Source organism: Alloalcanivorax venustensis, from assembly GCF_047495515.1.
Lineage (GTDB): Bacteria > Pseudomonadota > Gammaproteobacteria > Pseudomonadales > Alcanivoracaceae > Alloalcanivorax > Alloalcanivorax venustensis.
On the sequence record NZ_CP179934.1, the window covers coordinates 3335319 to 3347594 of the forward strand.

Annotated in this window: 13 protein-coding genes; 7 read left to right on the forward strand and 6 right to left on the reverse strand. The window is 66.1% G+C overall.

What is annotated here, in order from left to right:
* Nucleotides 1–61: 61 nt before the first annotated feature.
* Together pgeF and rluD are read right to left on the reverse strand one after the other, a co-directional pair.
* Complete coding sequence (pgeF, locus tag ACMG4O_RS15585) at nucleotides 62–817, reverse strand: peptidoglycan editing factor PgeF (RefSeq protein WP_370233479.1); 756 nt, start codon at nucleotides 815–817, stop codon at nucleotides 62–64.
* A complete protein-coding gene (gene rluD, locus ACMG4O_RS15590) occupies nucleotides 814–1785 on the reverse strand; it encodes a 23S rRNA pseudouridine(1911/1915/1917) synthase RluD (RefSeq protein ID WP_414434119.1) in 972 nt (323 codons plus the stop codon). Before rluD ends, pgeF begins: the two co-directional genes overlap by 4 nt.
* Before the next feature lie 57 nt (nucleotides 1786–1842).
* Here rluD and ACMG4O_RS15595 point away from each other — a divergent pair, with 57 nt between their 5' ends.
* On the forward strand, nucleotides 1843–2661 hold the full coding sequence (locus ACMG4O_RS15595; protein WP_194856318.1) for an outer membrane protein assembly factor BamD: 819 nt from the start codon (nucleotides 1843–1845) through the stop codon (nucleotides 2659–2661).
* A 6-nt stretch (nucleotides 2662–2667) separates the two neighbouring features.
* On the opposite strand, the gene ACMG4O_RS15600 is transcribed toward ACMG4O_RS15595, so the two are convergent.
* Nucleotides 2668–4293, reverse strand: a complete 1626-nt coding sequence (locus ACMG4O_RS15600; RefSeq protein WP_414434120.1) for an NAD+ synthase — start codon at nucleotides 4291–4293, stop codon at nucleotides 2668–2670.
* 78 nt (nucleotides 4294–4371) lie between these two features.
* Between ACMG4O_RS15600 and ACMG4O_RS15605 the strand changes: the two genes are divergently transcribed.
* The 3 genes from ACMG4O_RS15605 to ACMG4O_RS15615 are packed head-to-tail and all read left to right on the forward strand — an operon-like array spanning nucleotide 4372 to nucleotide 7548.
* On the forward strand, nucleotides 4372–4620 hold the full coding sequence (locus ACMG4O_RS15605) for a PP0621 family protein (RefSeq protein WP_142949769.1): 249 nt from the start codon (nucleotides 4372–4374) through the stop codon (nucleotides 4618–4620).
* Nucleotides 4610–6166 carry a sensor histidine kinase gene (locus tag ACMG4O_RS15610; protein ID WP_414434121.1) on the forward strand — a complete coding sequence of 519 codons (1557 nt, stop codon included), beginning with the start codon at nucleotides 4610–4612 and terminating at the stop codon, nucleotides 6164–6166. Before ACMG4O_RS15605 ends, ACMG4O_RS15610 begins: the two co-directional genes overlap by 11 nt.
* Before the next feature lie 2 nt (nucleotides 6167–6168).
* On the forward strand, nucleotides 6169–7548 hold the full coding sequence (locus ACMG4O_RS15615; protein ID WP_414434869.1) for a sigma-54-dependent transcriptional regulator: 1380 nt from the start codon (nucleotides 6169–6171) through the stop codon (nucleotides 7546–7548).
* Here the strand turns inward: ACMG4O_RS15615 and ACMG4O_RS15620 are convergent.
* Together ACMG4O_RS15620 and ACMG4O_RS15625 are read right to left on the reverse strand one after the other, a co-directional pair.
* Complete coding sequence (locus ACMG4O_RS15620) at nucleotides 7521–8600, reverse strand: NAD(P)/FAD-dependent oxidoreductase (RefSeq protein ID WP_414434122.1); 1080 nt, start codon at nucleotides 8598–8600, stop codon at nucleotides 7521–7523. The genes ACMG4O_RS15615 and ACMG4O_RS15620 overlap by 28 nt on opposite strands.
* Before the next feature lie 72 nt (nucleotides 8601–8672).
* Nucleotides 8673–9257: a GspH/FimT family pseudopilin gene (locus ACMG4O_RS15625; RefSeq protein ID WP_194856343.1), complete on the reverse strand. Its 585-nt coding sequence runs from the start codon at nucleotides 9255–9257 to the stop codon at nucleotides 8673–8675.
* A 117-nt stretch (nucleotides 9258–9374) separates the two neighbouring features.
* Between ACMG4O_RS15625 and tnpA the strand changes: the two genes are divergently transcribed.
* The 3 genes from tnpA (at nucleotide 9375) to tnpC (ending at nucleotide 11731) form a co-directional block, all read left to right on the forward strand.
* Nucleotides 9375–9758 carry an IS66-like element accessory protein TnpA gene (gene tnpA / locus ACMG4O_RS15630; RefSeq protein WP_414433629.1) on the forward strand — a complete coding sequence of 128 codons (384 nt, stop codon included), beginning with the start codon at nucleotides 9375–9377 and terminating at the stop codon, nucleotides 9756–9758.
* Nucleotides 9755–10090, forward strand: a complete 336-nt coding sequence (gene tnpB, locus ACMG4O_RS15635) for an IS66 family insertion sequence element accessory protein TnpB (protein WP_414433628.1) — start codon at nucleotides 9755–9757, stop codon at nucleotides 10088–10090. Before tnpA ends, tnpB begins: the two co-directional genes overlap by 4 nt.
* Nucleotides 10091–10165: 75 nt before the next feature.
* Nucleotides 10166–11731 carry an IS66 family transposase gene (tnpC, locus tag ACMG4O_RS15640; protein ID WP_414434123.1) on the forward strand — a complete coding sequence of 522 codons (1566 nt, stop codon included), beginning with the start codon at nucleotides 10166–10168 and terminating at the stop codon, nucleotides 11729–11731.
* A 129-nt stretch (nucleotides 11732–11860) separates the two neighbouring features.
* Here tnpC and ACMG4O_RS15645 read toward each other — a convergent pair whose 3' ends face one another.
* The gene (locus ACMG4O_RS15645) at nucleotides 11861–12274 is read right to left on the reverse strand and encodes a type IV pilin protein (RefSeq protein WP_323745375.1); all 414 of its coding nucleotides are present in this window, start codon (nucleotides 12272–12274) and stop codon (nucleotides 11861–11863) included.
* Nucleotides 12275–12276 lie beyond the last annotated feature (2 nt).

Sequence of the window (12276 nt, forward strand, 5' to 3'; positions counted from 1 at the left end):
AAAACTGAGCTTTAAATGCGGGCTGACGTGAAGCGATTCAAGAGGGGATTGTTGATCTGGATCAAGCCGGGGCGGGTTCCAGCCACACCATGGTGGCAAAGCGGCCGGTCTGGCCTTCGGCGCGGTAAGAGTAGAAATGGACCGGATCACTGGCGGTGCAGTGGTCGCCCCCCGCCACCTCGAACACACCGGCGGCGTTCAGCGCCAGCGTGGCGGCGTGGGCCAGGGAGAAGCGCCAATGGTTGGGCTGGCTGTCGCGGCTGAAGGCGGCCTGATACTCCGGCCCCAGCGATACAAAGGCACGGTGCACGTCCTCGCCCACCTGGTAGGCGCGCGCGGAGATCGCCGGGCCCAGCCAGGCGGACAGCGGCTCACCGCCGGGCGCCAGCGTTGCCACCGCCCGGCCCAGGATGCCGCCGTGCAGGCCGCGCCAGCCGGCATGCACCGCCGCCACCGCGCTGCCGTCCTGGCGCGCCAGCAGTACCGGCAGGCAGTCGGCGGTAAGTACCACGCAGGGCCAGCCCGGTTCGCCGGTCCAGACCCCGTCGGCGCGGGTGTCGGCGTCGCCGGCCTGGATGATGCGGTCGCCGTGGACCTGCTCCAGCCAGGCCGGCGGATGGTCCACCGCCAGCATCTTGTGCACATGGCGGCGGGCCTGTTCCACCCGCGCCGCGTCGTCACCGCAGTTCATGCCCAGGTTGAAACCGTGCCACGGGGGCGGCGAGTGGCGCCCCAGACGGGTGGTCACCAGGGCGCGAACCCGGGGATGGGGCTGCCAGTCGGGCCGCAGCCACTGGCTTATATCGGGCAGGGTCATTGTGCCTCCCGGTCCGCCTCCAGGACCTGAACCAGCGTCTGGAAATCCTCGGGCAGGGGCGCCTCGAATTCCATGTACTCGCCGCTGGCCGGGTGCACCAGCCCGAGCTTGAAGGCGTGCAGAGCCTGGCGGCGGAACCCGCGCAGGGCCTCGCGCAGCGCCTCGGTGGCGCCGGCGGGCTGCTTGAGCCGGCCGCCGTAAAGCGGGTCGCCCACCAGCGGATAACGGCGGTGGGCCAGATGCACGCGGATCTGGTGGGTGCGGCCGGTTTCCAGGCGCACCTGCACGCGGGTGTGGGCCCGGTAGCGGTCCAGCACCCGGTAGTGGGTGACCGCCGTTTTGCCGCCGTGGGCCACCACCGCCTGGCGCTTGCGGTCCACCGGGTGCCGGCCCATGGGCGCGTCCACGGTGCCGCCGCCGGTCATCACACCCATGGCGATGGCCTGGTACTCCCGGTACAGGCTCTTGTCCTGCAGCTGCGCCACCAGCCCGGTGTGCGCTTCCACGGAGCGCGCGACCACCATCAGGCCGGTGGTGTCCCGGTCCAGGCGGTGGACGATGCCGGCCCGGGGCAGGCTGGACAGGCGATCGTCCAGGTGCAGCAGGCCGTTGAGCAGGGTGCCGTCGGCGTGGCCGGCGGCCGGGTGCACCACCAGGCCGGCGGGCTTGTTGATCACGATCAGGTCCTGATCCTGATAAATCACCGGCAATTCAATGGCTTCCGGCTGATCGTCGATCTCCGGCGCCAGTTCCACCGCCAGGGTCAGCGCCTCGCCGCCCAGCAGCTTGTCCTTGGGCCGCGCGGCGCGCCCGTTCACCGTCAGCACGCCTTCTTTGATCCAGTTCTGCAGGCGCGACCGGGAGAAGCCGTCGAACAATTCGGCGGCCGCCTGGTCCAGCCGGATACCGGCGTATTGCGCATCAACCTGCTCAGTGCGCTGAATTTTCTCACCGCCAAGATGTCCCATGGTCCGACCTGTGCGTAGAATAGGCGCACCATTGTACCCTGTCGCACCGAGGATAAAATGCCACGATTGCTTTCGACCCTGTTGATCGCCGCGCTGCTCAGCGCCTGCGCCAGCAAACCTGACGAGGCCCCGGAGCGCACCGAAGCGGAACAGTACCGTGAAGCCCGCGAGTCCATGGAGTCGAATAACTACGTGACCGCCGTGGACCGGCTCAAGGAGCTGGAGGCCCGTTTTCCCTACGGCCGCTACGCGGAGCAGGCGCAACTGGAGCTGATCTACTCCCAGTTCCGCCTTCAGGATTACCCGCAAACCGTGGTCGCCGCCCAGCGTTTCATGCGCAGCTACCCGGCCCACCCGCGCCTGGACTACGCGCTCTACATGCGCGGCCTGGCCAATTTCTACATGGAACGGGGTTTCTTCGATTCCATGATGAACACCGACAAGTCCGCCCGCGACCTGTCGTCCGCGCGCGACGCCTTCGAGGATTTCGAGCGCCTGGTGACCCGCTTCCCGGACAGCGAGTACAGCGAGGACGCCCGCGCCCGCATGGTGTTCATCCGCAATGAATTCGCCCGCCACGAGTTGCACGCGGCCCGTTACTACGCCCGCCGGGGCGCCTACATCGCCGCCATCGGCCGCGCCCAGTACGTGGTGCAGCACTACCAGCAGACGCCGCTGGTGCCGGAAGCCCTGGCCATCATGGTGAAAGGCTACGAGCGCCTGGACCGCCCGGCGCTGGCGGATAAAAGCCGCCGCATCCTGGCCACCAACTGGCCGGACAGCGAATTCCTGGAAGACGACGACCAGGTGGATCTGGCCTGGTGGCCGAACGAGAACAAGGGCCTGCTGAGCCTGCTCACGTTCGACCTGCTGTAACCGCTGTCAGTCCCCCGGTCGCCAGCCGTTGGTGATCGGGTAGCGGCGATCCTTGCCGAAGGCGCGGCGGCTGACCCGCGGCCCCACCGCCGCCTGACGCCGCTTGTATTCGTTGCGGTCGGTGAGCTTGACCACCCGGTACACGGTGTCGCGGTCAAAGCCGTCGCGAATCACCGCCTCGGCGCTCATGTCCTGTTCCACGTAACGCTCCAGAATGGCGTCCAGCTCGTCGTACCCGGGCAGCGAATCCGAATCCACCTGATCCGGCGCCAGCTCCGCCGACGGCGGCCGGGTGATCACCCGCTCGGGGATAATCTCACTGCCCGCCTTCTGGTTGCGCCAGCGCGCCACCCGGTAGACCCAGGTCTTGAACACGTCCTTAAGCACCGAGAAACCGCCGGCCATGTCGCCGTAGAGGGTGGCGTAGCCCACCGCCATCTCACTCTTGTTGCCGGTGGTCAGCACCACCGACCCGTTCTTGTTGGACAGCGCCATCAGCAACACGCCACGGCAGCGCGCCTGCAGGTTTTCCTCGGTGGTGTCCGGCTGGTGGTCGGCGAACGCCTCCTCGAGGATCGACATGAAGCCGTTGAAGGCCGGCTCGATGGGCAGCGACCGGTAGTGCACCCGCAGTGCCTTGGCCTGCTGCTCCGCGTCTTCGATGCTGATGTCGGCGGTATAGCGGAACGGCATCATCACCGCCTCCACCCGGTCCGGGCCGAGAGCGTCCACCGCCACCGCCAGGGTCAGGGCGGAATCGATGCCCCCGGACAAGCCCAGCAGCGCGCCCTTGAAGCCGTTCTTGTTGACGTAGTCACGGGTTGCCAGCACCAGGGCCCGGTACAGGCTTTCCTCGTCTTCCGGCACCGGCAGCACTTCACCGCGCACTTTCAGCGCGCCGCCTTCGCGGCCCAGGTCCACCGGGACCAGCGCTTCCTCGAAGCTGGCGCCCTGAACACAGACACCGGCTTCGCCGTCCACCACGAAGGAGGCGCCGTCGAAAACCAGCTCGTCCTGACCGCCCACCAGATTGCAGTAAAGCACCGGCAAACCGGTTTCCCGGGCGCGGGCGCAGACCTGGTCGCGGCGCTCACCGGGCTTGCCGGCGCGGAACGGCGACGCATTCAGGTTGACGATGCAGGTGGCGCCGTCGCGGGCGGCCTGGGCCGCCGGCCCCTCGAACCAGATGTCCTCGCAAATGGTGATGGCCAGGCGCTCCCTGCCCAACTCGAACACACAGCTTTGATCTCCGGGCTGGAAGTAACGCTTTTCATCGAAAACCCGGTAATTGGGCAGGCACTGCTTGAAATACTCATGCCGGGGGCGGCTGTCCCCCGGGAACAGCACGCCGGCGGCATTGCGGCGCACGCCATTACGCACCGCCGGATAGCCCAGCACCACCGGTACCTCGATACGTTCGCCGATGTGCGCCAGCGCGTCGTCGACGCGGCCGTTCAGGCTGGGGCGCAACAACAGGTCTTCCGGCGGGTAGCCGGTGAGCACCAGTTCGGGGAACACCACCAGCTCGGCGCCCAGCAAATTGCGCGCCTCACGAGCGGCGGCCACCACCGCATTCGCGTTGCCCTCGATATCCCCGACCAGCGGGTTGCGCTGGGCCATCACTACTCGCATATCACCAGCCTTTTCTCCATGGAGCGCTGATTGTACTCTGTAGCCGCCTGCCCTTGCACAGGCGTCGGGGAGATCCTTATGGGGCTGATACGGCTGCTTATCATAGCGGCTCTGATTTATCTGGTTTGGCGGGTCGTGAAAGGCCTGCTGGGTGAACGCCGCCGGCATGACGACCCGGCCGACGGGCCGGCTTCGCTCAGCCAGAAGATGGTCAAGTGCCGGCAATGCGGCGTGCATGTGCCGGAAAACGAAGCGTTCCAACACAACAACATGGCGTTCTGCAGCCAGGACCATCAGCGCCAATACCTGGAGCACCATGAGCCCTAGCCAGAGCTGGACACCAAGCCGTATCTACAACCTCTACCGCATCACCATCGCCACGGTGCTGCTGACGCTGTTCTATGTGAGCGAGCAGCGGCTGATCGGCCAGTACATGCCGGCTCTGTTCGAAGGCACGGTGTCGGGCTATCTGCTGCTGACGCTGGTGTCCTCGGCGATGGATTACAGCGAGCGGCTGCGCAAGCCGGGCTTCGCGCAGCCGCTGGCGCTGGTTATCGATGTGCTGGTGCTGGGCCTGGTGGTGCACGCCAACGGCGGCCTGGAAGGCGGCCTGGCGGTGCTGCTGCTGGTCAACGTGGCCGCCGGCAATATTCTGTTGCGCGGCCGCATGGGTTTCCTGATCGCCGCGCTGGCCACCCTGACGGTGATGTTCGAGCAGTTCTACTTCGCCACCCAGACCGGCGACAAGGACCCGTTCCAGCTCACCGAAGCGGGCCTGCTGGGCATCGCCTTCTTCATGGTGTCGCTGATCATCCAGCAGATCGCCGAGCGGCTGGAGCGCAGCGAGTCCATCGCCGCCAGCCAGCGCGTGGCGATCGAGCGGCTGGAGGCGCTCAACCGGCAGATCGTGGCCCGCATGCGCACCGGCGTGATGGTGTTCAACAACGAGCACCGGATTCTGCAGTCCAACCCGTCCGCGGACGGCTTTTTCGCCATCCCCATGGTCGGCCAGCACCTGCCGGCGGCGCTGGTGGAGCGGCATCAGCATTGGCGGCAGGCGCCGCACATGGCGCAGAGCCCGCTGCGGGTGTCGCGCCAGTCGCCGCAGGTGAGCGCCCGTTTCGCCGACCTGGACACCGGCCATGAGGACCTCACCCTGGTGTTCCTGGAAGACACCGCCCGCGTGGCCCAGGAAGCCCAGCAAATGAACCTGGCTTCCCTGGGCCGCCTGTCCGCCACCCTGGCCCATGAAATCCGCAACCCGTTGAGCGCCATCAGCCACGCCACCGAGCTGCTGGACGAAGACATGGAAAAGCCGGAAGACAGCCATCTTCTGGGCATTATCCGCAACCATGTGAAACGGGTGAACGGCATCATTTCCGATGTGCTGGACTTGTCCCGGCGGCCACGCAGCCAGGCGGCGCGCTTCGATGTGGCACCGGTCCTGGAGGAGGTCTCCGCCAGCTGGCACCAGCGCGGCATCCCCCGCGAGCGGTTGCGCCTGCAGCACCGCGACGAGGGCCTGGAAGTGCGCTTCGACCGCAGCCAGCTGATACAGGTGGTGGACAACCTGATCGGCAACGCCTTCGACCATGGCGGCGCGGACTGCCGGGTGACCGTGGCCTATGGCCGCCACCCGCAGACCCGGCTGCCGTGGATCTCGGTGGCCGATAACGGCGACGGCATCCCCGAGGACGCCGCCGCCCACCTGTTCGAACCCTTCTACACCACCAGCGACGGCGGCAACGGGCTGGGGCTGTACGTGTGCCGGCAGCTGTGCCAGGCGAACCAGGCGACCCTGGACTATGAGGACGCCCAACCCGGCGCTCGCTTTGTGCTAACCTGTGCTCACCCGGACCGACAGTTCCAATAATGATGACCGATAAGACTCCTCGTGTTCTGGTTGTTGACGACGAAGCGGATCTGCGCGAACTGCTCGTCATCACCCTGGGGCGGATGAAACTGGATGCCACCGCGGCCGACTCGCTCGGCGCCGCGCGGCGCCTGCTCGACAGCGACCGCTTCGACCTCTGCCTGACCGATATGAACCTGGGCGACGGCACCGGCCTGGACCTGCTGCGCCACGCCGCCCAGACCGCCCCGGACATGCCGGTGGCGGTGATCACCGCCTACGGCAACATGGACGTGGCCACCGACGCGATGAAGCTGGGCGCCTACGACTTCATCGCCAAACCGGTGGCGCTGGACCGCCTGCGGCAGTTGATCGAGGACGGCCTGGGCATCAGCCGCACCGAGAAAGCCGGCGACGGCGGCGGGGAAGAAGACACCCTGGTCGGCCAGGGGCCGGCCATGCAGCGCCTCAAGCAGCAGATCCGCAAACTGGCGCGCAGCCAGGCGCCGATCTACATCAGCGGCGAATCCGGCAGCGGCAAGGAGCGCGTGGCGCGTTTGATCCACGCCCTGGGCCCGCGCCGGGAAAAGCCGTTCGTGGCGGTCAACTGCGGCGCGATTCCCTCGGAACTGATGGAGAGCGAGTTCTTCGGCCACCGCAAGGGCAGCTTCACCGGCGCCGTGGAAGACCGCAAAGGCCTGTTCCGCGAAGCGGACGGCGGCACCCTGTTCCTCGACGAAGTGGCCGACCTGCCGCTGCACATGCAGGTGAAACTGCTGCGCGCGATTCAGGAAAAGACGGTGCGCCCGGTGGGCGAGTCCAAGGAGTTCGCGGTTAACCTGCGCATTCTCTGCGCCACCCACCGGGATCTGGGCGAGGAAATGAGCGCCGGCCGCTTCCGCCAGGATCTTTACTACCGGCTCAACGTGATCGAAGCGCACGTGCCACCGCTGCGCGAACGGCACGAGGACATCCCGGTGCTGGTGGAACACATCCTGGAGCGTCTCGGCGAAGCCTGGGAGACCCGGCCGCCGGCGGTCAGCGAGCGGGCTATGTCCGCCCTCGCCGGCTACCGCTTTCCCGGCAACGTGCGCGAACTGGAAAACACCCTGGAGCGTGCCCTCACCCTCTGCGACGGCGAGATGATCGAACCCGAGCATCTGCACCTGCCCAGCGACGATGGGCCGCAGCCGGCCACCGGCAACGGCGGCGGCCGCCACCCGCAGCTGCCGCTGGAAGACTATCTGCAGGAGATCGAGAAACAGGAAATCCTGCGCGCGCTGGACACCACCCACTGGAACCGCACCGCGGCCGCCAAGAAGCTGGGCATGACCTTCCGCTCGCTGCGCTACCGGCTAAAGAAGCTGGAACTGGATCAGGACGGCGCCCCGGACAGCGAATAAGCCGCCGGATCCAGCGACGGCGTTTCCCCGCACATCAGGCGCGCCAGCAGCTCGGCGCTGGCCGGCGCCGCCACCAAACCATTGCGATGCAGCCCCGCGGCGGCGAACACCCCGCGGGTGCCGGGCACCGGCCCCAGATAGGGCCAGTCGCGGTCGCTGCCCGGCCGCACCCCGGCCCAATGATGGGACGGCGTCACCGACGCCAGCTCCGGCAGCAACGACGCCGCCATGGCCTGCAACGCCCAACGCCCGGTCACCGTGGGGTACGTGGTGGCATCGCCGGGGTTGAGGGTGGAACCGGCCAGCACCGCGCCATCGGCACGCGGAATCAGATAGCCCTGGTCGGTGAGCACGATGGTCGGCACCCGGCCCGGCGGCAAACGGTACAGCAGCATTTCGCCCTTGGCCGGAAACAGCGGCAACCGCACGCCCAGAGGGGCCAACAACGCCGACGTCCAGGCCCCCGCGCAGAGCAGCACCCGGGGCGCGGACAGCGTGCCGCCCCGGCTCAGCGTCAGCTCGGCGCCCCGGGCGCCGGGCCGCACGGCGCCCACCGCCGCGTTCACGAACGTCACGCCCTGCCCCAACAGCGTAGCGCGCAGCGCCTTCAATAGGCGCGGGTTGCGTAGATTGCCGACCTCCGGAAACCACACACCTTGCCGCTCCGGCGCCGCCGACAAATGCCCGCTCAGCGGCGCTTCCCGACAGCTCAGGCTCCAGTCCGACGCCCAGCGCAGCGCCTGCCGGCGCTCGTCGCCGTCCACCGCCACCCACAGACCGCTGTGGTGCAGGTCCGACGCGCGTAACCCGGCCTTGCCCTGGAGACGATCCACCAGCGCCCGGTAACGCGCCGTGGCGTCGTGGGTCAGCCGGTTCATGGGATCGGGATAACGCCAGGCAAACAGCGGCGACAGAATACCGCCACCGGCCCAGGACGCCGGCGGACGCTGCCCGCCGGCGTCGATCACGGTGACGCTCAAACCGCGGTCGCTGAGATTCAGCGCACTCAGCAAACCGACAATTCCACCACCGACAACGAGTACATCAGCCATAGCAAATCGTGGGAGTTGGATGACAGGAAGGGGAGCAACAATAACACAGGCTCGTCCTCCTCACCGCTCCGCCTAGGGGCACGGGAGTAAATCAGAGCCACGGGCACGACGCACCCTGCCGGTAGCCGCCACCACCAGACCAACGGGCTGTACCGCACCGCTCAGGGCGCACAGCGTGAACCGTCCATTGTGCCCGTAGCTCATCCCGGTAGCGGCGAAACGTACCCGCCGGGAAACGTGGTGGTTACTGCGTATGACGTAGCCCGGTTTCACAGGAGAGCGGATTTCGAGAACCCGGTTCCGTGTTCCATGGCAAAAACCCGTCTTAGCCGGATTATCACAACGGCCAGTATGGTCCGGGTCCTCGAACACCATCCATCCCCGCGACCAGTCGCCGGAAGGGAAAGCACATCCACCGTTGCGACCCATAGGGCAGACCGAGACAGCCTGCCCGGTCTCAACCGCCTGGGTCCGCGCCACACTCAGCGAAGCGCGCAAGCTCCCATGCAATGCCACCAGACTATTCCGCTTTATCAGCGCGCTCATGGAAGGGGCCACCATGACCAGCAATACAGCGACAACCAAGACCGTGGTAAGCAGTTCGACTAGCGTAAAGCCCTGAAGTCCCCTGTTCGGGGTCCGCTTTACTACACCCATCACTCACATCCTTGTGTATGGAAGGTGCCTTCAGAGTAAGCGTCCGGCAAACCCATCTTGAGTCGATGATGGCGGTCTTCACGATAGTGTCCACTTAATTCCTAGTGGACACTTACCATGGACCCTTTAAGCGTACCTCAGCCCCAACCTCAGCCCCGACGTCGCCGCCACTTCTCCCGTGAGTTCAAGACCCATATCGTGGCCGCCTGTCAGGAGCCCGGCGTGTCCGTTTCCCGCATCGCCCTGGACAACCAACTCAATGCTAACCTGCTCCGCCGCTGGATCCGTGAAGCCGAGCAAGCCGACCAGGCAACAGCGTCACCTGGGTTTATGCCTTTGTCCCTGCCGGCCGCGTCGAGTCCGGGCGAGCGCTCCCGAACCAACGGTCAGGATAGCCGCATCCGTATCGAAGTGCCTCGCGCGGGTGGGCCTGTTGTGGTGGAGTGGCCCGCCGAACAGGCCCATCAGTGCCTGGCCCTGTTGCGCGAGTTGCTGCGATGATCCGCATCGACGAGATCTGGCTGGCCACCGAGCCGCTGGACATGCGCGCCGGGCCGGACAAGGCCCTCGCCCGGGTGATCCAGGTGTTCGGTGCGGCGAAGCCGCACCAGGCTTACCTGTTCGCCAACCGCCGGGGCAACCGCATGAAGGTGCTGATCCACGATGGCTTCGGCATCTGGCTGTGCGCCCGCCGGCTCCATCGGGGCAAGTTCCACTGGGGGGACGCTTGGCGCGGTGACCAGTTACGCCTGACCGACGAGCAGCTCGACGCCCTGGTGCAGGGCCTGCCCTGGCAGCGCCTGGGCAACGACGCCGTGATCTCGGTGCTGTAACCACACCCCGTTCCTGTTGGCTATACGCCCAACATCCAATCGCCGATCGGGCGCGGGCTTGGCATACTGTTCGCCATGACTTCGCGCCCCGACCTCAATGCCTTCTCCGCCGATCAACTCCGTGCTCTGGCCACGGAACTGTTCGATCACTTGGAGAGTAAGGACCGGGCCCTCACCCAGCAAGATACCGCCATCCGCCACCGCGACGCGGTGATCGAGAAACAAAACCACGAGTTGGCGCTGCTCAAGCGCCACAAGTTCGCCCGCCGCAGCGAGCAGTTCAAAGGCGTGCAAGGGCAACTGCTGGAAGAACTGATCGACGCCGACCTGGCTGCCATGGAAACGGAGCTGAGCGAGCGCCTGCCCGCCGAGGCGCCCACCGCTGCACCCAAGCAACAGCCCAAGCGCGCGCCACTGCCGCCACAACTGCCCCGCACCCTGATCCACCACGAACCCGAGAACACGCAATGCCGTTGTGGCTGTGCGCTCAAACGCATCGGCGAGGACGTCAGCGAGAAGCTGGACTATGTGCCCGGCGAGTTCACGGTGGAGCGCCACATCCGTGGCAAGTGGGCCTGCGAGCAGTGCGAGACGCTGATCCAGGCGCCGGTGCCGGCACAAGTGATCGACAAAGGCATCCCCACTGCCGGGCTGTTGGCCCAGGTGCTGGTGGCCAAGTACGCCGACCATCTGCCCCTGTACCGCCAGGAACGCATCTTCGGCCGGGCGGGGCTGACGATCCCACGCTCCACCCTGGCCGAGTGGGTGGGCACCTGCGGTGTACGGTTGCAGCCTCTGGTGGATGCCCTGCGCGCCACACTGCTGGCCCAGCCGGTGCTGCACGCCGACGAGACCCCGGTGGCCATGCTGGCCCCCGGCAAGAAGAAAACCCACCGGGCCTATGTGTGGGCTTACTGCAGTACGCCGTTCGCCGACCTGAAGGCCACGGTCTACGACTTCGCCCCGGGTCGGGCGGGCGAACACGCCCGCGCCTTCCTGGGCGACTGGCGGGGCAAGCTGGTCTGTGACGACTACGCCGGCTACAAGGCGGGCTTCGGCGAGGGCATTACCGAGATCGGCTGCCTGGCGCATGCCCGTCGCAAGTTCCACGACCTGCACGTGGCCAATAAGAGTGAACTGGCCGCCCAGGCGTTGGAGTCCATCGGCGCGCTGTACGGCATCGAGCGGGACCTCAAGGACCTGTCCGATCAAGACCGACAGCGGTTAAGACACGAACAAGCCCGGCCCATCGCTGACGCACTGCACCGATGGATGATCGCGCAGCGGCAGAAAGTCCCGGACGGGTCGGGCACGGCGAAAGCGTTGGGCTACAGCCTGAAACGCTGGGCGGCGCTGACGCGCTACCTGGACGACGGCGCGGTGCCGATCGACAACAACCGGGTGGAAAATCAGATCCGGCCCTGGGCGCTGGGACGCAACAACTGGCTGTTCGCGGGCTCACTGCGCAGCGGCCAGCGTGCCGCCGCCGTGATGAGTCTGATCCAATCGGCGAAGCTGAACGGTCACGATCCCTACGTCTATCTGAAGGATGTGCTGGCTCGCCTGCCGACGCAGAAGAACAGCGCCATCGGCGAACTCCTGCCGCACAACTGGAAACCGACCATCACTGACAAGGTGTGATGGCCGGACGCTTACCCTTCAGACTAAATGATGGGGAGAGAGTCACAATAAGAGGACGCCGACAGAGTCTGTCGGCGTTTTCGGAAATGATCTTGTGGGGTGGCTTACAGAGAGGACGCAGGCACCATATCAGCGCCAGCATTCGGCCGCGGTTTTGGTGGCGCTTTCCACATCAGTCTTACCTGTCTGGGTAAGCGTCAGGTTGCCGCACTGATTCGCGCCCGTTGCCTTCTTTCGTGTCGCCACCAGAGTGAAGGTGTTATCCGCCGCTGGGGCTTTCACCGATACTGCATACATACCTGTCTCTGAGTCCACGGCCGACGAAATGCAGTTTTTATAGGTGCCCTTGGTGGAATAGCAGCGCTCCATTCGTGTGGCCGCCTGGGTCAGTACGGCTTTCCCTTCCGCCAATCGGCCACGCTCAACCTGCTCTTGATAGCTGGGGTAAGCGACAGCGGCAAGAATCGCCACAATGACCACCACGATCATAAGTTCGATCAGCGTGAACCCAACCTGTTTGTGAGATTGCATGGTTTTTTTCATAA